The 21,115-nt window shown below is 71.1% G+C and carries 13 protein-coding genes and 1 pseudogene; 4 read left to right on the forward strand and 10 right to left on the reverse strand.

All coding sequences use genetic code 11. From position 1 onward, the window contains the following. Positions 1-58: 58 nt before the first annotated feature. The 3 genes from LJ657_RS13320 to LJ657_RS13330 form a co-directional block, all read right to left on the reverse strand. Positions 59-1,024 (reverse strand): DUF1152 domain-containing protein, encoded by a 966-nt coding sequence (locus LJ657_RS13320; protein WP_232648762.1) that lies wholly within the window; start codon positions 1,022-1,024, stop codon positions 59-61. 72 nt (positions 1,025-1,096) lie between these two features. Further along, positions 1,097-2,275 carry an FAD-dependent oxidoreductase gene (locus LJ657_RS13325; RefSeq protein ID WP_232648763.1) on the reverse strand — a complete coding sequence of 393 codons (1,179 nt, stop codon included), beginning with the start codon at positions 2,273-2,275 and terminating at the stop codon, positions 1,097-1,099. 199 nt (positions 2,276-2,474) lie between these two features. Further along, a complete protein-coding gene (locus LJ657_RS13330; protein ID WP_232648764.1) occupies positions 2,475-3,839 on the reverse strand; it encodes an FAD-dependent oxidoreductase in 1,365 nt (454 codons plus the stop codon). Positions 3,840-4,060: 221 nt separating this feature from the next. Between LJ657_RS13330 and LJ657_RS13335 the strand changes: the two genes are divergently transcribed. Then, positions 4,061-4,630, forward strand: coding sequence for an RNA polymerase sigma factor (locus LJ657_RS13335; protein WP_372487914.1), 570 nt, complete (start codon positions 4,061-4,063; stop codon positions 4,628-4,630). Between the two features lie 533 nt (positions 4,631-5,163). Here the strand turns inward: LJ657_RS13335 and LJ657_RS13340 are convergent. The 3 genes from LJ657_RS13340 to LJ657_RS13350 all read right to left on the reverse strand — a co-directional run bounded on the left by LJ657_RS13340 (position 5,164) and on the right by LJ657_RS13350 (position 11,599). Then, a complete protein-coding gene (locus LJ657_RS13340) occupies positions 5,164-6,012 on the reverse strand; it encodes a chitosanase (RefSeq protein ID WP_232648766.1) in 849 nt (282 codons plus the stop codon). A gap of 150 nt (positions 6,013-6,162) precedes the next feature. Continuing rightward, positions 6,163-8,967 carry a SpoIIE family protein phosphatase gene (locus LJ657_RS13345; protein WP_232648767.1) on the reverse strand — a complete coding sequence of 935 codons (2,805 nt, stop codon included), beginning with the start codon at positions 8,965-8,967 and terminating at the stop codon, positions 6,163-6,165. Positions 8,968-9,070: 103 nt separating this feature from the next. Next, entirely contained in the window at positions 9,071-11,599 is a 2,529-nt protein-coding gene (locus LJ657_RS13350; RefSeq protein WP_232648768.1) for a SpoIIE family protein phosphatase, read from the reverse strand. A 197-nt stretch (positions 11,600-11,796) separates the two neighbouring features. On the opposite strand from LJ657_RS13350, the gene LJ657_RS13355 reads away from it, so the two are divergent. Beyond that, complete coding sequence (locus LJ657_RS13355) at positions 11,797-12,429, forward strand: GNAT family N-acetyltransferase (RefSeq protein WP_232648769.1); 633 nt, start codon at positions 11,797-11,799, stop codon at positions 12,427-12,429. Positions 12,430-12,453: 24 nt separating this feature from the next. On the opposite strand, the gene LJ657_RS13360 is transcribed toward LJ657_RS13355, so the two are convergent. The 4 genes and pseudogenes from LJ657_RS13360 to LJ657_RS13375 all read right to left on the reverse strand — a co-directional run bounded on the left by LJ657_RS13360 (position 12,454) and on the right by LJ657_RS13375 (position 18,410). Beyond that, positions 12,454-14,184 (reverse strand): dolichyl-phosphate-mannose--protein mannosyltransferase, encoded by a 1,731-nt coding sequence (locus tag LJ657_RS13360; RefSeq protein WP_232648770.1) that lies wholly within the window; start codon positions 14,182-14,184, stop codon positions 12,454-12,456. Positions 14,185-14,194: 10 nt separating this feature from the next. Continuing rightward, positions 14,195-15,061: pseudogene (locus LJ657_RS13365) on the reverse strand (ThuA domain-containing protein); the annotation flags it as partial. 20 nt (positions 15,062-15,081) lie between these two features. Further along, a complete protein-coding gene (locus LJ657_RS13370) occupies positions 15,082-17,256 on the reverse strand; it encodes an RICIN domain-containing protein (protein ID WP_232648772.1) in 2,175 nt (724 codons plus the stop codon). Positions 17,257-17,354: 98 nt separating this feature from the next. After that, positions 17,355-18,410 carry a chitinase gene (locus LJ657_RS13375; protein WP_372487912.1) on the reverse strand — a complete coding sequence of 352 codons (1,056 nt, stop codon included), beginning with the start codon at positions 18,408-18,410 and terminating at the stop codon, positions 17,355-17,357. 173 nt (positions 18,411-18,583) lie between these two features. On the opposite strand from LJ657_RS13375, the gene LJ657_RS13380 reads away from it, so the two are divergent. Both LJ657_RS13380 and LJ657_RS13385 read left to right on the forward strand, forming a co-directional pair. Beyond that, a complete protein-coding gene (locus LJ657_RS13380; RefSeq protein WP_232648773.1) occupies positions 18,584-19,363 on the forward strand; it encodes a maleylpyruvate isomerase family mycothiol-dependent enzyme in 780 nt (259 codons plus the stop codon). Positions 19,364-19,477: 114 nt separating this feature from the next. Beyond that, the gene (locus tag LJ657_RS13385; RefSeq protein ID WP_308117027.1) at positions 19,478-20,839 is read left to right on the forward strand and encodes a cytochrome P450; all 1,362 of its coding nucleotides are present in this window, start codon (positions 19,478-19,480) and stop codon (positions 20,837-20,839) included. Positions 20,840-21,115: the final 276 nt, after the last annotated feature.

Raw genomic sequence — 21,115 nt, forward strand, 5'->3', positions numbered from 1 at the left:
CCGGCACGTCCTGTCGGCCCGGTCCGCCGTCGTGTGCCGTCCGGTTGCCGGTCCGTGCTCAGTGCGGGTAGGCCCGCGGCGGCCGCTGGCGGACCGGCCCGGCGCGGAAGTCCTCGATGACGGAGCTGATCTGGCGCATGAGCGCGGTGTTCTCCAGCCGGTCCAGGTAGAGGTTGCGACGGGCGAGGCCGGCGGCGTCGACGCAGAAGTACAGGGACATCAGCGGGTTGACGAACAGTTCGCTGTCCTTGGTTCGCCGCGTGAAGCGGACGTCGCCGAAGTCGCCGCGTACGGCCGCCGCCACGGAGCCGTTGACGATGCTCGGGTACTCGGGCGTGCTGCGCTGGGCGTGGGCGACCGCGTCGAGGTAGAGGGCGCCCTCCCGGCTCTCGCGCGGCAGCGAGAACGCGCCCAGGTAGGCGCCGTCCCGGTCCAGCGCGGCCAGGTTCTCCAGCACCAGGGAGTGGCTGACCCCGTGGTGGGCGTCCACCCCGAACCCCAGGCAGGCGACGAGCCGTTGGGGTATCCCGTCCAGTCCGTTCACGGCGGCCAGGCTTGCCATGTCCTCCTCCGGCGTGCCCAGCCCGTGCTCGTCACCCCGCATGAGGATGTCGGTTCCGCCGTCCACCAGTACCACCGCGTCCACGCCGCCGAGATGGTCGACGAGCGCGCGATACGCGGCGCGCAGTGGCCGGACCCCGGTCTGCGGGAACGCATACACCGTGTCCGGCAGTCCCTGCCCCGCCAGCCACCGGGCGAGTACGCGCTCCGGGAAGTAGTCGCCGCGCGCCGCGGTGCCGGGCCCGATGGCCGCGACGTCCGGCTCCAGCCAGACGTCCGTGTCCAGCCCGTACAGGTCGGCGAAGGACAGGTTGGCCAGATGGACCTCCTTGCCCGCCGAGCGCAGCGCGAGGGCCAGCGGGAGGCCGGCGTACACGTCGAAGCCGCCGCCCGCTCCGGCGACGAGAATGCGCCGGGCATCGCGGAGACGAGTGAAGAAGGGGGGCTCGGTGAGGGAGAACACCGGGGGACGGTAACAGCCTGAGGGGGTGTGGGGGCGGTTCCTTTTCCGGCCCCTGGTCGATGCCCGGGACGGTCACGCGTTCCGGGCGGGCTGTCCTTCCCGGATGTCGGACTCCCACTCCAGCAGCCGTATCAGTCCGTCCTCCTCGGACCGCGTGGGAGCCGCACCCCGGCGCCCCGTGGGAGACGGGGAGTGCGTGCCCCGGGAGATGTTCCCGCTGACGGTGATGTTGTGTTCGACGCGCGGGCGGCGCAGGTCCTCGTACAGGGTGAGCGCCGTGTCGGTGTCCGGTGCGTCGCGCAGGCACTTCGCGAGGACCACCGCGTCCTCCAGCGCCATGGACGCGCCCTGACCGGTGGCCGGGGAGGCCGCGTGCGCGGCGTCGCCGACGAGCAGCGTGCGGCCGGAGCGCCAGGGGCTGCCCGCGGGTATCTCGGTGGCGTTGGTGACCAGGACGTCGTCGCCGGCGGCCGCGACGATGTCCGCGGCGGGCGTGGGGTCCTCGCGCAGCAGCGGGACGAGCAGATCACGCCAGTCGGCGGGCGAGCCGTCCGCGGGTTCGTCGGCGGGCAGGGGCTCGCCGGATACGCGCGCGAACCAGTACGTCTCCCCGTCGGGCGAGACGGCGTAGCCGAAGGCGGCCGTGCTGCCGCGCACCATGGTGATCCGCGCGTCCGGTTCGGACCGGTCCGCGGCGCGGGTGTAGCCGTAGAAGACCCGCTGGCCGGCGTAGCACGGCTGCGTCTCGGGGGTGATGTGCCGGCGGACCGTGGAGTTCAGGCCGTCGGCGCCGATCAGCAGGTCGCCGGTGGCGGTGCTGCCGTCGGTGAAGTGCGCGGTGACGCCGTCGGGGCCGTCCTCGACGGAGGCGAGTCGGGCGCCGTGCCGGACGGCGATGCCCCGGCGCGCGGCCTCCGCCTGCAGGGCCGCGTTGAGGTCGCCGCGGCGCAGGCAGCGGTACTGCAGGAGGGGGTCGGCGGCTTCGCCGAGGGGGACCTGCGCCAGCTCGGCGCCCGTGTCGTCCATGACCCGCATCGAGGTGAGCGGGAAGCCGAGCGCCGTGACCGCGGCAGAGGCGTCGAGCTGTGCGAGGGCGCGCATGCCGTTGCTCGCGAGGGTGAGGAACGCCCCCAGGTCCTCTGCCGAACCGGGGTGTGCCTCGTGCACGGTGACCTCGAAGCCCGCCTTGCGCAGGGCCAGAGCCACCGCCGTGCCGGCTGTTCCGCCCCCGATGACCAGTACTCGTGTCACGCCCCACCCCGTCCGTCTGCGAACGGCCCCCGCGGTCGCACGCACACAGGGAGGAACGCCTGAACGACACCAAGGGTTCCGTGCAGAGGCGACGATGCCTTCGCGGTCGGTGCCATACGCGACGCCGGTCGTGTCACGCCCTTCCGGCGGTCGTGTCACGCCCTTCCGGCGAGCGTGACACGACCGGCGTTCGTCCGCGTCAGGCGCCGCTCGCCCCGAGCATGTCCGCTCGCTCGACGATCTTCACGCGCTCACGGCCCTGCGGCTCGCCCAGCGCCTTCTCCGCGGCGTCCAGCTTGTACCAGCCCTCCCAGGTGGTGAAGCGGACGCCCCGCTCGGCGAGGAACGCGTCCACGGCCTCCGGCTCGGGTGAACCCGGCGTCTGCAGACGGCCGTTCGCGTGGTCGTCCAGCAGATTGGCCACCGTCTCGTTGGCGTCGCCCTTGGTGTGGCCGATCAGGCCCACCGGGCCGCGCCGGATCCAGCCGGTGACGTACGTCGACTGCAGGTGCTCGCCGGACTCCTGGACGACCCGGCCGCCCGCGTCAGGCACCGTGCCCGAGTCGATGTCCCAGGGCAGCTTGGGGAGCTTGTCGGACAGGTAGCCGACCGCGCGGTAGACCGCGGTGACGTCCCAGTCCTTGAACTCGCCGGTGCCCCTGACGTTGCCCGTGCCGTCGAGGGCGGTGCGCTCGGTGCGCAGCCCGACGACCTTGCCGTCCTCGCCGAGGACCTCGGTGGGCGACTCGAAGAAGTGCAGGAACAGTTTGTGCGGGCGGTCGCCGACGTCGCGGATCGCCCAGTTCTCCAGGGTCTTGGCGACCATGTCGGCCTGCTTGTTGCCGCGCCGGGTCTCGATCGAGCCCGCGTCGTAGTCGATGTCCTCGGGGTCGACGATGACCTCGATGTTGGGGGAGTGGTCCAGCTCCCGCAGCTCCATCGGGGAGAACTTCGCCTGCGCCGGGCCGCGGCGGCCGAACACGTGGATCTCCAGCGCCTTGTTGGCCTTCAGACCGTCGTAGACGTTCGGCGGGATCTCTGTCGGCAGCAGCTCGTCCGCCGTCTTGGCGAGGATGCGGGCCACGTCGAGCGCGACGTTGCCGACGCCGAGCACGGCGACCTTCTCGGCCTCCAGCGGCCAGGTGCGCGGCACGTCCGGGTGGCCGTCGTACCAGGACACGAAGTCGGCCGCGCCGTACGAGCCGTCGAGGTCGATGCCGGGTATGCGCAGCTCACGGTCGGCCGTCGCGCCCGTCGAGAAGATCACGGCGTCGTAGAAGGCGCGCAGGTCGTCCAGGCTGACGTCGTTCGGGTAGTCGACGTTGCCGAAGAGACGGATCTGCGGCTTGTCGAGCACCTGGTGGAGGGCCGTGATGATGCCCTTGATGCGGGGGTGGTCGGGGGCGACGCCGTAGCGGATCAGGCCGAACGGGGCGGGCATCCGCTCGAAGAGGTCGATGGACACACCGGGGTCGGCGGCCACCTCGGACTTGAGCAGGGCGTCGGCGGCGTAGATCCCGGCGGGGCCGGCTCCGACGATGGCTACCCGCAGGGGGCGCGGCATGATCAGGTTCCCTTCGAGCGAGGACAGACGACTCGAACGGGAAGCTTAAGCTAAGGCAAGCCTAAGTCGGTACGCGGGTCCGGTCTATGGGCCCATAGATCAAATTTATGAGCAGGGAGCGGGAACTCGAATACGGGCATCGGCCAACAGGAGTCGACCATGTCCGCGACCTCGAGGGAAGCCATGAACCTGAAAGGCGACCGGCGTTCGCCTTGCCGAGCATCGGAGTTCCTCCGGCCCTCGGCCCGCCCGACGACTCCGCCTCCGAAGCCTCGGTCATCGAGCTGTCCTGGGACGAGCCCGACGCGTCCGCGGTGCTCTTGAACCGTTACGCCGACGACATCCACCGCTACGCGGCCAGGCGGCTGGGCACCGAGACCGCCGACGACCTGATGGCCGAGGCCTTCGTGATCGCCTTCCGGCAGCGGCGCCGCTACGACGTGTCGCGGCCCCAGGCGCGTTCCTGGCTGTACGGCATCGTCGCCAACCTCGTCGGCCGGCACCGGCGCGCAGAGGCCCGCCGGCTCAAGGCACTCGCCCGCGTCGCCACCACCCGCCCGGCGGAGGTCGAGCCGCTCGCGGACCGGGTGGCCGCCAAGGTCAGTGCCGAGAGCTCCCGCGCCCGACTGGCGGGCGCCCTCGCGGCGTTGCCCGCCCGGCACCGGGACGTGCTCCTGATCGCCTGGGGCGACCTCGACTACGCGGAGGTTGCCGAGGCCCTGGGCGTGCCGGTCGGAACCGTGCGCTCATCGCCGCCCGGCGCGACGGGGGCAGGGATGTCCCGCGGCTGACCACACTGAGCGCGGTGCGGTTCCTGCACAGGGCTGCGGACCGGTCCCGCGCCGACGGCGCCGGGATGCCGATTCCGCGCAACGACCAGTACCTGTACAGCAAGACCTGCATCACCCGGACCTATGTGGAGGGCGGCAGGACCAGGACCTGGACGGACGAGAGCCGGCTCTCGGTGGGGCCGCGGGGCATGCCGCCCGGTCTGCAAGCCGCCGCGTTCGAGGCCGTCGCGAGGATTCCTGGCATCAGGCCCGACCATCACGAGGTGGACGCCCTCGGTCGCCGCGGGATCGCGGTCTCGTGCCCGAAGATGTCCTTCACCTTCCTCTTCGACCCGAAGACCTGTGCCTACCTGGGGCTCCTGGTGACGGGGAGCAGCGCGAAGAGGATCAACGGCGAGTGGCGGCAGGGCGGCTGCTACCACGACATGCGCGGCCTGGAAGAAGCGGGCGTCGTGGACCGCATCGGCCAACCCCCCTGGAACCGCTGGGCCGCCGTACCGCGCAGGGGGGCGGTACGGCGGCCCACGGCCCGGTCAGCCGATGTGGTAACTGTCCCCGTACACCTTCCAGTTGAGCGGGGTGTCGAGGCAAAGGTTGCCGTTGCGCAGGAAGACCCGCTGCTCGGTGTCGACGCGGCTGGTGTCGCTGTGCGCCTCCTCCTGCTTCATGGCCCACACCCGGGCGTCGAGGAAGGCGTTCAGGTACGCCACCTCGTCGCCGCCCTGCGCCGGCGGCTTCGCCTTGTTCAGGGCCCGCTTGCGTATGTTGCGGAAACTGGTCGGGTCGTCGCCGTCGCCGTGCATGACGATGGCGTCGTAGTACGCGAACTGCCCCAGCGTCCCGATCCGGTCCGCCTTGCCCTGCTGTACGGCCGGGTTGAAGTACACGCGGTCGCGCTCGTCGTTCTGCGCCTGCTGGAACGCGGTGTCCTGGGCGGCCTTGCGCCAGTCGCGGGGGAAGTTCGGGTCCAGCCCTTCGTGCGAGTCGGAGCCGTTCACCGCGCGCAGTGCCGGGAGGTATTTGGAAAGTACGTTGCCGGGCTTGCGGTCGGTGTAGAGCTGGACGAGGTCGAGCATGTCGCCGGTGCCGGAGCAGAAGCCGATGATCCCGGCGGTGTAGCCGCGGCCATCGCCGATGTCCTCGATGTACTTGTACTGCGCCTTCCAGTCGAGCGAGGAGTTCTCCGCGCTCGACACCAGCTTCATGGCGATCTCCTTCTTCGCCGGGTCGTCGAGGCCCACGCAGCCCGCCGAGGCAGGGCTGGCCGAGGCGTGCGAGGGCCGCAGCAGGGGTGCCGCGGCCAGGGCTGCGCCGGCCGCCACGAGGACGGTGCGGCGCGAGATGCGGGAGGGATGTGCAGGGTCGCTGGAGGGGTGCCTCACGGGGGCTCCAAGTGGTGGTGGGGGGTGGAGAGTTGGCCGTCACTGACTCTGATAGGAAGGTTTCCTATCAGATGGCGGAGGCAGCGCACACCCGTCGCGGCAGAAGTTCGTAGGGACGCACGAACCAGGTACGGACCAAAACGGGGTGAGTCAGGGCAGCGGCTGTTCCGCCCAGATGACCTTGCCCTCGGGGGTGTACCGGGTGCCCCAGCGATCGGCGAGCTGGGCCACCAGGAACAGCCCGCGGCCGCCCTCGTCCGTCATCGCCGCGTACCGCAGATGCGGTGACGTGCTGCTGCTGTCGAAGACCTCGCAGATCAGGGTGCGGTCGAACAGCACGCGCACGCGGATGGGATCGGCGCCGTAGCGGATCGCGTTGGTGACCAGCTCACTCAGGATGAGCTCCGTGGTGAACGTCAGCTCGTCGAGCCCCCACCCGGTCAGCCTGCGGCTGACGGAGGCACGTACCTCCCCGACGGCCGCCGGGTCGTTCCGCACCTCCCAGTCGGCGATCCGGTCGGCGTCCAGCGCCCGGGTGCGGGCCACGATCAGCGCGACGTCGTCGCTGGGACGGGCCGGCAGCTGCGAGTCGAGCACGACCTGGCAGGTGTCCTCCGGGGACTCACCCGCACGTTCCAGCGCACCCCGCAGAAGCGCGAGGCCCTCGTCGATGTCCCGTTCCCGGTCCTCGACCAGCCCGTCGGTGTAGAGGACGAGACGGCTGCCCTCCTCCAGCACGAGGTCGGCCGTCTCGAACGGCAGTCCTCCCAGGCCGAGCGGGGGGCCCGCGGGCACGTCGGGGAACTCCACGCCGCCGTCGGGCCGGACCAGCGCCGGCGGCGGATGGCCGGCCCGGGCGATGGTGCACTTCCGCGACACCGGATCGTAGATCGCGTACAGGCAGGTGGCGCCGGTGACCGGGGCGTTGCCGCCGTCCGCCGTCTCGTCCTGGTCGATGCGCCCCACCAACTCGTCGAGCAGAGCGAGGAGTTCGTCGGGCGGCAGGTCGAGGGCGGAGAAGTTGTGGACCGCCGTGCGCAGCCGTCCCATGGTGGCCGCGGCGTGCAGCCCGTGCCCGACGACGTCGCCGACGACGAGGGCGACCCGGGCGCCCGAGAGCGGCAGCACGTCGAACCAGTCGCCCCCGACCCCGGCCTGCGCGGGCAGATAACGGTAGGCGATGTCCAGGGCGGTCTGCTCGGGCAGTCGGCGCGGGAGCAGGCTGCGCTGCAGGGTCACGGCCATGCTGTGCTCGCGTGTATAGCGGCGGGCGTTGTCGATGGAGACCGCGGCCCGGGCCACCAGCTCCTCGGCGAGGGCCAGTTCGTCCGGGTCGAAGGGCTCCGGTTTCTCGGAGCGCCAGAAGCTGACCACCCCTAGCACCAGGGAACCGGCGCGCAGCGGCACGGTGATCAGCGAATGGATGCCGTACTCGACGACCTGCGCGGTGCGCTCCAGATCCTGGGCGTGCCAGCCCGGCGCCGCGCCGAGGTCCGGTTCCAGCACGGCCTGTCCGGAATACAGGCTGCGGGCATGCGGCGAGGAGTCGACGAACTTGATCTGCCGGCCCACCTTGTAGAGCGGGGCGTCCTCGCCGATCCCGCTCGACGCGGTACGGCGCAGGGAAGTCACCCCCTCCGGCTGGCCCCCGCCCAGCACCGCGTCGAACAGGTCGACCGTCGCGAAATCGGCGAACCGGGGCACGGCAAGTTCCGCCAGCTCCTCCGCGGTGCGGGTGACGTCCAGACTGGTGCCGATGCCCACCCCGGCGTCGTACAGCATGTTGAGGCGTTCCCGCGCCGTCTCGGCCCGGCCGGACAGGGCGCGCAGCTCGGTCGAGTCGCGCAGCGTGGCGACGCTGCCCGGCGGACCGCCCTGGACGTCCGTGGGCCGCTGGTTGACCGCGAGGAGCCGGTCCTTGACCAGATGCACCTCGTCGGTGGCGACGCGCCCCGAGGCCAGCAGCTCGGCCGTGTCGGGGGCGAGGCCGAGGTCGAGGGCGCACCGGCCCTCGGCGTCCGCGGGCAGGTCCAGCAGACGGTGCGCCTCGTCGTTGGCGAGCAGCAGCCGGCCCTCGCCGCTGACGATGAGCACGCCCTCGCGCACCGCGTGCAGCACCGCGTCGTGGTGCTCGTACATGCGGGTCATCTCGTCCGGGCCCAGGCCATGGGTCTGGCGCAGCAGCCGTCTGCTCACCAGTGCGGTGCCCCCGGTGGCCAGGGCGAGGCCACAGGCCGCGGCGAACAGGACGAGGGGCAGCTGCCGGTCGGCGGTGCCGCCCACGGTCGCGGTGGTGATGCCTGCGGACACCAGGCCCACGACCTTGCCCTGGGGATCCTTGATCGGCACGACCGCCTGCACCAGCCGCCCGATCGTCCCGTTGATCTCCTCGACCACCGTCCCGCCGGCCAGCGCGGGCGCGATGGTCCCCACGAACTTCTTGCCGATGCGGTTCGGTTTGGGGTGGGTGTAGCGGATGCCGTCGGTGTTCATGACGACGATGAAGTCCACGCCGGTCGCCTTGCGGGCGGCCTCCGCCCGCGGTTGCAGAATCTTCGTGGGGTCGGGGCTGCTGAGCGCCTCGCGGGTGCCCGGAGCGTTGGCGAACGCCTGGGCGACGGCGACCGACCGGTTGCGAGCCTCCTGCGTGCTGTCATGCCGGACCTGCAGATACAGCGCCACCACCGCGGCGACCACCAGCAGCAGCACGATCACCACCTGCAGGACGAACACCTGCCGGGCGATGCTGCGTCCGGTGAGCGCCGACCGCAACGCCGTGATGCGGCCCGGTTCCACCTCGCCCGGGTGTCCTGGCCGCAGGGTGGGCGTACGGCCCGGCGTCCGGGTCGAGCGCCGCCCGTGCACCGCGTGGGCGCGATCGGTCGCGCGGCGGGCACGGGGACCGCCGGGACGGCGGTGCGACCGGGCCCCGGAACGGTCCGGAAGTCGGACCATGTGCCATGTCTACACTGCCGGGCCGCGTGAGGCGAGAGGCGTCACAGCGGGTGACGGAGATCGCCCCCTGTCCGAGTGCCGATGTCACGGGCGGGAGACCGTTTCACTGCTGGTTCCCGTGCGCCGCACGGCGCGTGGCGAGAAGCAGCGCGATGTCGTCGGGGCGGTCCGCGGAGTGCCGGGCCGTCGCGGTGAGGCGGTCGGCGATCCCGGCCAGCGGACGGCGCCCCGGGCGGACGGCAGGTGAGCCCACCTTCGCCAGGGCGACCCGCAGGGCCGTGATGCCCTCGTCGATGTCGACACCGGGCCGCTCGACGAGCCCGTCCGTGTACAGCGCGAGGAGGGCGCCGGGCTCGATGCGCAGCTCGGCGACGGGGTACTGGGCGTGCGGATCCACCCCGAGCACCACCCCGCCGGGCAGGTCCAGCACCTCGGTGTGGCCGTCCGGGTGACGCAGCAGCGGCGGCAGGTGCCCCGCGCGGGCCGCCCGCGCAAGGCCCGAGGCAGGGTCCAGCCGGATGTAGCAGCAGCTGGCGAACTGTCCCGGATCGAGGTCGATCAGCAGATGGTTCGTGCCGCTCATCACCTCGTCGGGCGGCCGGTCACCGAGCGCGAACGCCCGCACCGCACTGCGCAGTTGACCCATGGTGGCCGCCGCCTGCACACCGTGCCCCTGTACATCGCCGATGACCAGCGCCAGACCGTCCCCCGCCTCCACGACGTCGTACCAGTCACCGCCCACCTCCATGCCCTGCGTGCCCGGTAGGTAGCGCCCCGCGGTCTCCACCTGCGGGTGGGCCGACAACCGGCGGGGGAGCAGGGCCTGCTGCAGTCCGCGCGCGAGCGCCGCCTCGCTCTCGTAGCGCTTCGCCTTCTCCATGGCGTGGGCGATCAGCCCGGCGAGCGCGGTGAGCACCGTGCGCTCCTCGGTGCTGAAGCTGCGGGAGCCGTCGAAGCCCAGGATGCAGGAGCCCACCGGACGCCCGGAGGCGATCAGCGGCAGGAAGGCACGGGCCCCCTCGTCCGCGTCCAGCGCGATGCCGGGGTAGGCGGCGGCCAGCTGCTCCATGGAGTCGAAGAAGATCGGCCGGCCGCTGGTCAGCGTCTCGACGCCGGGCAGATGGGCGTCCATGCCCACGCCCTCGAAGGGGGCGAGGAACCCTTTCGGGAAGCCGTTCTCCCAGGCCAGATAGAGGTGGCGGTCCTGCAGCAGATAGATGGCGAGTCGGCGGCCGCCGAACGCGGGCAGCAACTCCCGCATGACCACGGCTGCCACCTGCCGTGCGGTGACCGCCTCCGTCAGCGCGATGGCGAGAACGATCGGGCGGTACAGCGGAGCCATCGACGGGACCCCGGACGAGGCGGCGGCCGACTGCGTCAGGTCGGCGGCGGCGTCCGCCACGCGGTTCGCCGGGCGGAACGTGCAGGTCAGCACGGAGGGGCCCGGATAGACGCACACCTCGAGCCAGGCGCCCTCGTACGACGGGCCCTCGCCCTGCCCGCCGTCCGTGCCGGGCCGCGCGACATGGAAGCGCACCGGGTCCGGGGACAGCAGCGCGCCGCGCAGACGGTCCTCGAAGGCGGGCTGGTTCAGCCACGGCACGCCCTCCCACAGGGGACGGCCGAGCAGCCGGGTCCGGGAGCGGTGCAGCAGCTGTCCGGCGCGCGGGTTGGCGTAGAGGACCAGCCCCAGCCGGTCCAGGCACAGGACACCCTCGGGCAGCAGATCGGCCGCGGCGTCGGCCGCCGCGCCGGGACCGGGATCGACGACGAAGCCTCGGACCGGATGCGCACCGGAGGGTGTGCCGGGCGGGGCGGGGGCCGCGTACGGGCTCCACAGCTCCACCAGCCGCAGTGCGCCGTCCTCGGCCCGTACGTACAGCGGCAGAGGCGGCGGTCTGCCGGCGGCCGTCTCCCGCAGCGCGGCCAGGACCCGCTGGGTCTCGGCCGGCGCCACGGCGTCCGCGAGCGCCTCCACGGACGTGGCGAACGCGTCGACCGGCACCCCCAGCAGGGCGGGCAGCCGCTCGTCCACGGTGACGACGTCCGTCACCGGATCCCAGGCGAAGCCCCCGGCACGCCCCGCGGGCGGACGCGTGCCGGGCGGCCGTACGCACACGGGCTCAGCGTCCCAGGCGACCAACGACCTGCCGCCGTCCTCCAGCCGCCGCAGGGCCGTGCCCAGGTCCTCGGCCAGCCGCACCATGCGATCGCGGTGGTGGAGCAGCTCGGCGGCGTCCGCGGTGGAGGGCCGCAGCACGGTCAGCACACCGAAGGTCGTCGACCCGCATCCGATCGGTACGTACAGCGACCCGAACTGGAACGGCAGCCCGGCCGCGAACTGGGGATAGCGGCGCATCGTCTCCGTGGCGTTCGGCAGGACCACCTGAACCCCGAGCCGGTAGGAGTCGGCCACCGGGAAGGGGCGGTCCACATGCAGTCGCCACCAGGGCCGGAACAGCGGGCCCGGCAGCCCCGCGAGCACCGCCAGCCGCAGCAGTCCGGGCGTGCCGGAGCGCAGATAGACCCCTCCCGAGTGCCCGCCGGCCGCGCCGATCGCCTCCGTGGAGGCGTCGATCAGCAGCGCGGCCAGCTGCCCGGGCGTCCGGTGTGCGTACTCCGCGCGAGTCATCGGCCCTACCTCGTCCGTACGCCGTCCAGCGGGCGACACAGCAAGAATGCGCCACCACGGGCCTGTGGCGCACCTGGGCGGCGCCGTTCTGCGCCGCCGACGCATCACGGCTCGCGGGCGTTGCCTTCACGGCGCTCCCCTTTTGAGCCGCGGCACAGAACATTGTGGGAGCGCTCCCCATTGGGCAGGATGCTGCGGTGACTCCGACGCCCGTCATTCGCCCCTACCGCACCGAGGACCGCGAGGCCCTCGACGACATCTGCATCCGCACCGCGCACAAGGGCCAGGACAGCCGCCCGGTCTACGCGGACCCCACCATCTTCCCGACGATCTTCGCGGCGCCCTACGTGGTGCTGGAGCCGGAGCTGGCCTTCGTCCTGGACGACGGGCGGGGCCGGGCCGTGGGCTACATCCTGGGCACCGCGGACACGCCCCGCTTCGTCGAGGCATTCCGCACGAAGTGGCTGCCCCTGGTCGCCGACCGCCACCCGGAGCCCGCCGGCCCACCGGCGACCCCGGACGAGGAGATGATCCCCCTCCTGCACCACCCCGAGCGGATGATCGTCTCCCAGGTCGCCGCGTACCCCGCCCATCTGCACATCGACCTGCTCCCCGCATGGCAGGGCCGTGGACATGGCCGCGAGCTGATGCGGACCTTCCTGCGGGCCCTGCAGGACCACGGTGTCGCCGCCGTGCACCTCTCCATGGTCACGGTCAACACCCCGGCCAGAGCGTTCTACGACCGCCTGGGCTTCCACCGGATCGACGTGCCGGACCCGGGTCCGGTCACCTATCTCGGGCGCTCGACGGGCGAGTTGGAGTCGCTGTGACGGCCGGGCACGTGAATTGCGGCTTCATATCCACGTGTCCAGCCACATCCGGGCACGCCAGTCGCCGTACGGGATCGTCGTGCCCGTGTAGAGCGGGTAGAAATAGATGAAGTTCCAGACGATGAGCAGCACCAGGACACCCGCGCTCACCGCGCCGATCAGCCGGCGCCGCTCGTTCGCCCCCGACGGCCCGAGCAGCGCGCCCACCGACATGGCCACGGCCAGGCACAGGTAGGGCACGAACGCGACGGCGTAGAAGGAGAAGATGGTGCGGTCCTGGTAGTTGAACCAGGGGAGGTACCCGGCGGCCACCGCGCACAGGACGGCGCCCGCGCGCCAGTCGCGGCGCAGCGCCCACCGGAACAGAAGGTAGAGCAGCGCGCCGCAGGCAGCCCACCACAGCAGCGGAGTGCCCAGGCCCAGGATCTCCTGCGAGCAGCCGGTGGCGGTGTGACAGCCCTGCTCGCCGGCCTTCGGTGACTGGTAGTAGAACGCCACGGGGCGCCCCTGGACCAGCCAGCTCCACGGGTTGGACTGGTAGCGGTGCGGGGCGTGGAGGCCGATGTTGAACTGGTAGACGGCGTGTTCGTAGTGCCACAGGCTGCGCAGCGGAGCCGGGATCCAGGACCAGGTGCCGCCGCGGCCGTCCGCCCAGTGCCGGTCGTAGCCGTTGTCGGACGCGAACCATCCGGTCCAGGTCACCAGATACGTCAGCACGGCGACCGGGACCAGGGAGACCACCGACCGGCCGAGGTCCTTGCGCAGCACAGCCCGGTACGGGTGGCCCGCCCCGGCCACACGCCGGGAACCGAGGTCCCACAGGAGGGTCAGGGCGGTGAAGAAGACGAGGAAGTACAGGCCGTTCCACTTGCTCGCGGCGGCCAGTCCCAGCAAGACACCCGCCGCGATCCGCCACGGACGCAAGCCGGTGCCGACCTGTTCGCCGGTGTACGGGTCGGGACGCGCGAAGCCGCCGTCGCCGGCGGGCAGCGCCGCGGCCAGCCGGGCCCGCGCCCTGTCCCGGTCGACGAGCAGACAGCCGAACGCCGCCAGCGCGAAGAACATGACGATGAGGTCGAGCAGGGCGGTACGGCTCATCACGAAGTGCAGGCCGTCCACCGCCAGCAGCGCCCCGGCGAGACAGCCGAGCAGCGTCGAGCGGAACAGTCGGCGCCCTATTCGGCACAGCATGAGCACCGACAGGGTGCCCAGCGCCGCCGTCATGAACCGCCAGCCGAACGGGTCGAGTCCGAACAGCCCCTCCCCGAGGGCGATCACCCACTTGCCCAGCGGCGGATGCGCGACGAAGCTGCCGGCGTCGGAGAGCGGGATCACCTGCCGGTGCGCGAGGATCTGCGGATCGGCGATCTTCCGGTCCGGCCAGCTGCCCTCGTAGCCGAGCCGCAGCATCGCCCAGGCGTCCTTGGCGTAGTACGTCTCGTCGAAGACGACGGCGCTGGGCCGGCCCAGCCGCCAGAAACGGAGCGCGCCGGCCAGCAAGGCGACGAGGACCGGTCCCAGCCAGCCCATGGAGTGCGCGAGTCGGCGGGCCGTTCGAGGACCGAGGCCCACCAACTCCCAGACCCTTGTGCCCGGTTCGGGAAAGGGCGGCACCAGGCGGGCACGGGCATCGGTCCGGGGACCTGCCGCGTACCCGAACCGCCGCAGCCGCTGTGCCCAGGGGGTCGCCTCGGGCACAGCGGTCGCGTGGGTGTCCTCGTCGACGTCGGCGCGTGTGGGGGTGTCACTCGTCACCGGGTCATCGTAGGGAACGCCAGTGCGGTTCGGGTTCGGCGCGCGCGTGCGGGTGCGAACTCGCGGTAGCGCCCAGCCACTTCAGTCCGTCGAGCAGGAAGCGGTTCTGCGTCCGGCTCGCGAACGTCGACGACAGGGTGGTGTCGGTGTCGTAGTCCATCGCGTTGTGGCCGAAGTCGGCGTACAGCATCCGGTACTTCGTGTTCGTCCACAGGATCGGGTAGTAGCCGCTGTACCAGCTCTGGTCGGGATCCGTGCCGAGCGGGAAGCTGCTCGGGTCGACGGAGGCGAGGATCCTGATGTCGGGGTTCCTTCGCAGGTCGTTCGACCAGCTGTACCACTCGCTGACGGAAGAGGTGAAGGTCGCCGGCAGGTTCCTCGTGGACGGGTGCGTACGGTCCTCGACCCGCAGGACCGCGGTCGTCGGTCCCCAGGTGTTGGACTTGAAGTTGCCGCTGCCGAGAAACTGGTCGTGGTACCAGGGCCAGCTCTGCGCGTCGGTGGTGAACGCGGAGACGTGGAAGCCCATCCAGGCCCCGCCGCCCCGCATGTAGCGCTCGAATCCGGTGCGTTGGGCGGCGGACTGCGGGAGGTCGTCGAGGAACAGGACGACTTGGTAGCCGTTCACGCCGCCGTTCGCGAGCAGGTCCCAGTTGTTGCTCGCCGTGTAGCTGAAGCCGTTCTGCGCGGCCTGCCGCGGGAACCAGTCGTTGGCCTCGTGGACGAAACTGATGTGTGCCGCGTCCCAGGTGCCGTTGTAGAGAGCGAGCACCCTGAACGGCTGGGCGGACGCCTGGGCGCGTGGAGCGGACAGCCCCGTCAGCAGGATCGCCAGGAGCACGAGGACGCGTACGGCGCCCGTTCGGATGGCGTGCATCGGCTGAACTCCTCTCCGGTTCACGGATAGTTGACGAGGTCGGCCACGTTGCTGGACGAGTCGGACGGTCCGCCGCGGTCGTTGACGATATGCCGGATGGTGCCCGTGCCGCCGAGGGAGACGGTCACCATGTCGGTGAAGCGGACGTTCGGGTTGTTCGGGGCCTCGATGGCGTGCTCGGCGGTCACGCTCGGGTTGGCGTTGAAGTAGCAGTAGCTGCCGAAGCCGTACACCTGGTGGCTGGTGACGGAGTCCGCGACCTTGTAGGCGGCGTAGCCCTCCGTGGAACCGTTCATCCAGGCCGCCTGGTCGGGCGGGTCGTACGGCATCTCGTTCTGGTAGAAGTACGTGCGGCCGCCGTTGCCGTTCCAGATCGTCTGGTGCTTCTGGTAGTGCTCGACGAACAGGCCGTACATGGTCACGTCGTCGCCGTTGACCACGAGCCCGGTGTCCGCGGTGTTGGTGGTCCAGCCCACGCCGCTGCCGTGGTCGGCGCGCCAGATCCACAGATGGTCGCCGATGACGTCGTCGCTGTTGATCGTGAGGCTGGTCGTGGCCCTGCCGACGCCCGCGCCGCCGACGCGGAAGAACACGTCGTGCAGGGAGCTGGGATCGCCGCTGTGGTGGGCCGACGATCCGCTCGGGCCCATCTCCAGCAGCTGCGCGGAGTTGGTGGTGCCGGCGTCGATGAGCAGCCCGGCGAGCTGGACGCCGTTGACATCGGCGACGGTCATCGCCGTGATGCCGTTGTCGGGGACGAGGGTGGCCAGCCCCAGGCCCAGGACCACCGTGTCGGGCCTGGTGACCTTGAGGGTCTGGTCGAGATGGTAGACACCCGGAGTGATCAGCAGGTGCTTGCCCGCCGCCAGCGCGTCGTTCATCTGTGCGGCCGTCGCGCCCGGCTTGACGATGAAGAAGTCGGACAGCGGCAGCGAGGTGCCTGCGGGCGTGCCCGAACCCCAGCTGGTTCCAGTGGAGTTGGTGCGCACGGCGGGCACGAACACCTTCCAGGCGCCGGATGCGTCGACGTACAGGAACGGCTTCTCCCGTGTGACCGGGCTCTGCGCCACCGTCGTGTACGGCGGGCTGGGGAAGCTGGTTGCGGGCACGCCCTGGCTGCCGACGAAGACCATGTTCCAGTTGGAGCCCGTCCAGCTGCCCAGCTGGGAGTTGCGGGTCAGCCACTGCTGCTGAGAGCCCGAGCGGACCTGCCCGTCGACCTTGGTGTCGGCCATGTACCCGCCGCTGGACCAACCACCGTCGTCCAGCTGGAGGTTGCCGCGCAGATGCATACGACGGTACGGCGCCGCCTGCGACACCGCCCAGCGGTCCGTGCCCGACGTGGGGGTGACCGAGAGGTTCTCCGCCGACCGCCAGAAGTTCTGGGTGGCGTTGCCCTGGAACCAGTCCGCCTCGGCGTGCACCGCACCCCGGATGGTCACGTCGTCGGGGGAGAGGCCGAGCCCGGCGACCTGTGTGTAGAAACCCACGTTGGCGTCGGCGTCGTAGGTGCCCGGCTTGAACAGGAACGCCTTGCGGGCCGTGCCGAACTGGTTGGTCTCCTGCTGCGCGAAGGCGGCGTCGAGGCTGCTCTGGACGGTGGTGGCCGGGGTCGACGGGTCGAAGACGGTGACGTTCGGGCCCAGGTCCGGAGTGCCGGGCGGCTGTTGGGCCTCCACCGGGTTGACGTAGAAGGACTGCGCGGCGCTTGCGTTGCAGGTGTACTGCTGCAGCTGGACGCTGTCGGCGGTGGAGGCGGACGGCACGTCGAGGCACTTGCCGCTGTCGCGGTTGACGAAGTGGTAGGCGCCGTCGGCCTCGGCGACCGCCTGCCACTGCTGGTTGGCGCCGCCGCCGTAAGTCCACAGCTGCACGGGCGCACCGTCCGCCGTGGAGACGCCGGTGACGTCCCACACCTTGGCGCTGTCGTTCCTGTTCCCGATCTGGACCCGGCCGTCGGACGTGTCCTGGAACCGCCACTGCTGGGCCTGGCTGGAGTTGCACGCGTACTGCTGCACGACGGTCCCGTCGGCGGTGGCTGCGCCGCGCGCGTCGACGCACTTGCCGCTGCCCTTGTTGACAACCGTTGCCCAGCTCGTAGGCAGCGCCGCGGCCTGGGCGCCCTGTGCGATGTGCGGTACGACGACCGCGAGACCGGAGCCGGTCACGGCGAGCGCGAAAGCGGTCAGCAGCATCCGTATACGACGGTTTCCGGCGGTTCTTCTCTTCGATCCGGGCACGGCTGTCTCCCATGCGGGTGGGGGGTGGGAAGTACGTACGGCTGCGGTGGGGTTCAGCCGGTGTACTGGGCGAAGACGCGCGTGTAGTCCCAGGCCTGCTGGCCGACGCCAGAGCAGCTGTCCGCGCCGCCGCCGGTGCAGGGGCGGTCGCGGTTGGCGGACCAGAAGGTGAGCCGGGCCAGGTGGTGCTGCCGGGCGTAGCCGAGGATCGTGCGGAAGTCGGCGACGGTGACTTTCTCGTTCTGGTCCGTGATCCCGTTCATGGAGGAGATGCCCATGGTCCGGTAGGCCTGGTCGTCGCCGTAGCCGTAGGCGCTCTTGAGCGCGGACTTGAGGCCCTCGGCGGCCCGCAGGGTCAGCGTCCCCATGTTCTTCCCGGCCCCGCCGAAGTCGAACGGCATGATCGCCCAGGCGTCCACCGACAGACGGGACGCGGCCGCCCGTTCGATGAGACTCGTGTCGGGCCCGCTCTGGTCGGTGCCGATGGTGACGTACACCTTCAGGCCCGGGTTGTTCGCCTTCACCGTCTTGAGGGCGTCCACGGTGCGCTGCTGCACCGTCGGGTTGCTGTAGGCGTCGGCCTCGATGTCGATGTCGATCGCCTTGAGCCCGTAGGCGCCTATGACCTTCTGGTACGCGGCTGCCAGCTGCCCCGCCCCGGAGCAGGAGCTCTCCAGCTTGTTGCCGCTGTACCCGCCGAAGGAGGGGATGACGTCACCGCCGTTCGCACGCACGGTGTTGACGGTCCGCTGGTCGACGCCACCGGTGAGCGGGCGGCTGCCGTCCCACTGCGGATTGCAGTGGCCGTTGCTGAGGACGAAGGCCAGGGTGAACCACTTGACGCCGGTGGCGTGGGTGATGGTGCTCGGGTCGGGCGGGCTGCCCCAGCCGTTGTAGAGGTACGGCGCGACCGCCATGGGGGCGGCGGCCGGGGCGGCACCTGCGGGAGCGGTGGTGAGGGCTCCTGCGGAGAGGGCGGACACGGCTATGGCGAGACAGGCGCGCAACACGGCGCCATGGGTGGGGGGCCGGGTGTTCATGGGTGGGGGCACAGCCTTTCGCCGGCAACGGACGGTGGGGGAAGAGGCAGGCAGTACAAGGGAGTTCACGTGAATGAACTTGGGGCGTACTCGTGAAGCTGTGTGACCGGGAACCTAAAGGTCTGAACCAAACACGTCAAGAGGTGAAGTCACGGTGACACGAGTCCGCTTCATCGCTTCAAGAAATGAGTGCACGCAGAACCCGAGTGCGGCGGCGGGGCTGGTTCGCCCATCATGAGCGGATGACTTCGCTGACCTTCGACCGCTGCTGTCGCGAAATCGTCACCCAGACCGACCTGCTCAGAACGCAGATGAGGGGGACGGACACGAGCACCCCGGTGTCCACGTGCCCCGGCTGGGATCTCGGCCGGCTGCTCAGGCACGTGGGCGGGGACCGCCGCTGGGCGGAGGAGGTGGTCAGGACGCGAGCCGTCGAACCCGTTCCCGGCGACCCTGTCGACGACCCGGCCGTATACGCCCACCTGGACGGCGGCGCACTGGACGGCTGGCTCGCCGAGGGAGCAGCGGAACTCGGGGCGACGCTGCGCGATGCCGGCCCCGATGCGCGGGTGTGGACGCCGGCCCACGAGCGGAACACGTCGTTCTTCTGGGCCAGGAGGATGACGCACGAGACCGTCGTGCACCGGGCCGACGCCGCGCTGGCGACCGGCGCCGCGTTCACGCTCGACGACGACCTGGCCGCGGACGCGGTGCAGGAGTGGATGGAGTTCGCGACGGTCCCCGAGGCGTACGAGCCCCGGCCGGGAGCACCCGGACTGCTCGGCCCCGGTCGTACGCTCCAGTTCGAGTCGACCGGGGCCGGACGGTGGCACGTCGACCTCGGCGGCGACCGGCCCGTGTGGCACACCGGGCGCGCGACGGCCGCCGTCACCGTACGCGGACCGGTGACGGACCTGCTGTTGTTCCTCTACCGGCGACCCGCTCCGGCCGTCGAGACCCACGGCGACACGGCGCTGCTCCAACTCTGGCTGATCCGCACCGGGTTCTGGCTGGAAGCGTAAAGGGACAGTCAGGACGGGCGTGGCGGAGGACACGCGGCACGTCGGATTCCCCCAGGTGTGCGACTGGGCAGACTTAAAGGCGAAATGATCACCTTGAAGGGAGCATGACGCCTCGTGACGCTTGCAGCGCCTCCCCCCATACCGCGTGCGGCGGGATCACTCCCGTTTCTGGGGCACGCGATACAGCTCATGCACGACAACCTCGGCTTCACCACCTCGCTCCGCCGTAGGTACGGCCCGCTCGTCGAGATCACCCTGCAACCGGGCACCCGCACACTGGTCGTGCAGGAGCCCGCCCTCATCAGGACGATGCTCACCGATCTCGCCCCCACACTCGACAAGGGCCGCTTGTTCGACAAGATGGGCCAACTCCTGGGCGAATCGGTGATCACCGTCGCCGGACAGGACCACGTCCGCAAACGGCGTCAGCTCCAACCCGCCCTGGGCCGCGCCGAGATCGCCGGCTACGTCGACGTGATGCGCGGGCAGGCGACCGAGGCCGTCGACAGCTGGCGGCCGGGGCAACGCCTCGACGTCCGCGACACGATGGTCAAACTGTCGCTGGACATGCTCACCCAGACCATCTTCTCCGGCAGCCTCGACGCTGACACCTTCCGCCGGCTGCAGCAGAACATCGTCGTGGTGATGGACGGCGTGGGCGTGCGCCTCATCCTGCCCGACTGGGTGGAGCGCCTGCCGCTGCCCTACAACCGCCGCTTCATGCGGGCCCGTGACGCCGTGCACGCCACCGTCAGCGAGGCGGTCACCGGCCTTCGCGCCACCGGACACGACACCGGCGACATGCTCTCCATGCTGCTGCGGGCCAAGGACGAGTCCACCGGCCTTCCACTGTCCGACCAGCAGATCTGCTCCGAGATCCTCACTCTCGCAGTGGCGGGCACGGAGACCACGGCCACCGTTTTCGCCTGGACGATGTACGAACTCGCCAGGCACCCGGACATCGAGGCCCGCGTCCTGGCCGAACTCCACGAAGTGCTCGGCGCCCGGCCCGTCACCTTCGACGACATCCCCGCGCTGCCTTATCTGAACCGGGTCGTCACGGAGATCCTGAGGCTGCATCACATGGGGTGGATCGTGACCCGGCGCACCCTGACCGAGACCCGGCTGGGGGAGTGGACCCTGCCCGCCGGCACCGATCTCGCGTACTGCCAGCACGCCCTGCACCGCGACCCGGAGTACTACCCGGAACCACTGAAGTTCGATCCGGACCGGTGGCTGGACGACAGGCAGAAGCCCCCGCCGGGCAGCTTCCTTCCCTTCGGCGCGGGCAAGCACAAGTGCATGGGGGACCGGTTCGCGATGACCGAGCTCACCACGGGCCTGGCCACGATTCTGCGCCGGGTGCGGTTGGAGCTGGCCCCGGGCCAGACCGTCCGCCCCGTCGGCCGGGCCACCGCACGGCCCGGGAAGATGATGATGACCGTGCGGGAGCGCGGGGAGTTCGCGGCCGGCTGAGACGACGGACGACCGGCGACAGGCCGTCCCCTGTCCCGTGCCCGAACGCGCGGTTCACGTGTCGCTGATCCGACGCCGTGGCCGCACCTTCATCGGGGTCTCGCCGGGCCACGGCGTCTCGGTCACCGAGCTGCGCGGCGAACACCGGCACCACGGACCGGCCGTCAGCGGTCGACGGCTCCCGCCCTGCGACCCCGTACTCCCCAGGCACGTGCCCGAAGCTCGATCGAGCCGTCCGGGCGAACCTGTACCCGCTCCCGGAGCGCATTCCGCGCC

The organism is Streptomyces guryensis (assembly GCF_021261325.1).
Taxonomy (GTDB): domain Bacteria; phylum Actinomycetota; class Actinomycetes; order Streptomycetales; family Streptomycetaceae; genus Streptomyces; species Streptomyces guryensis.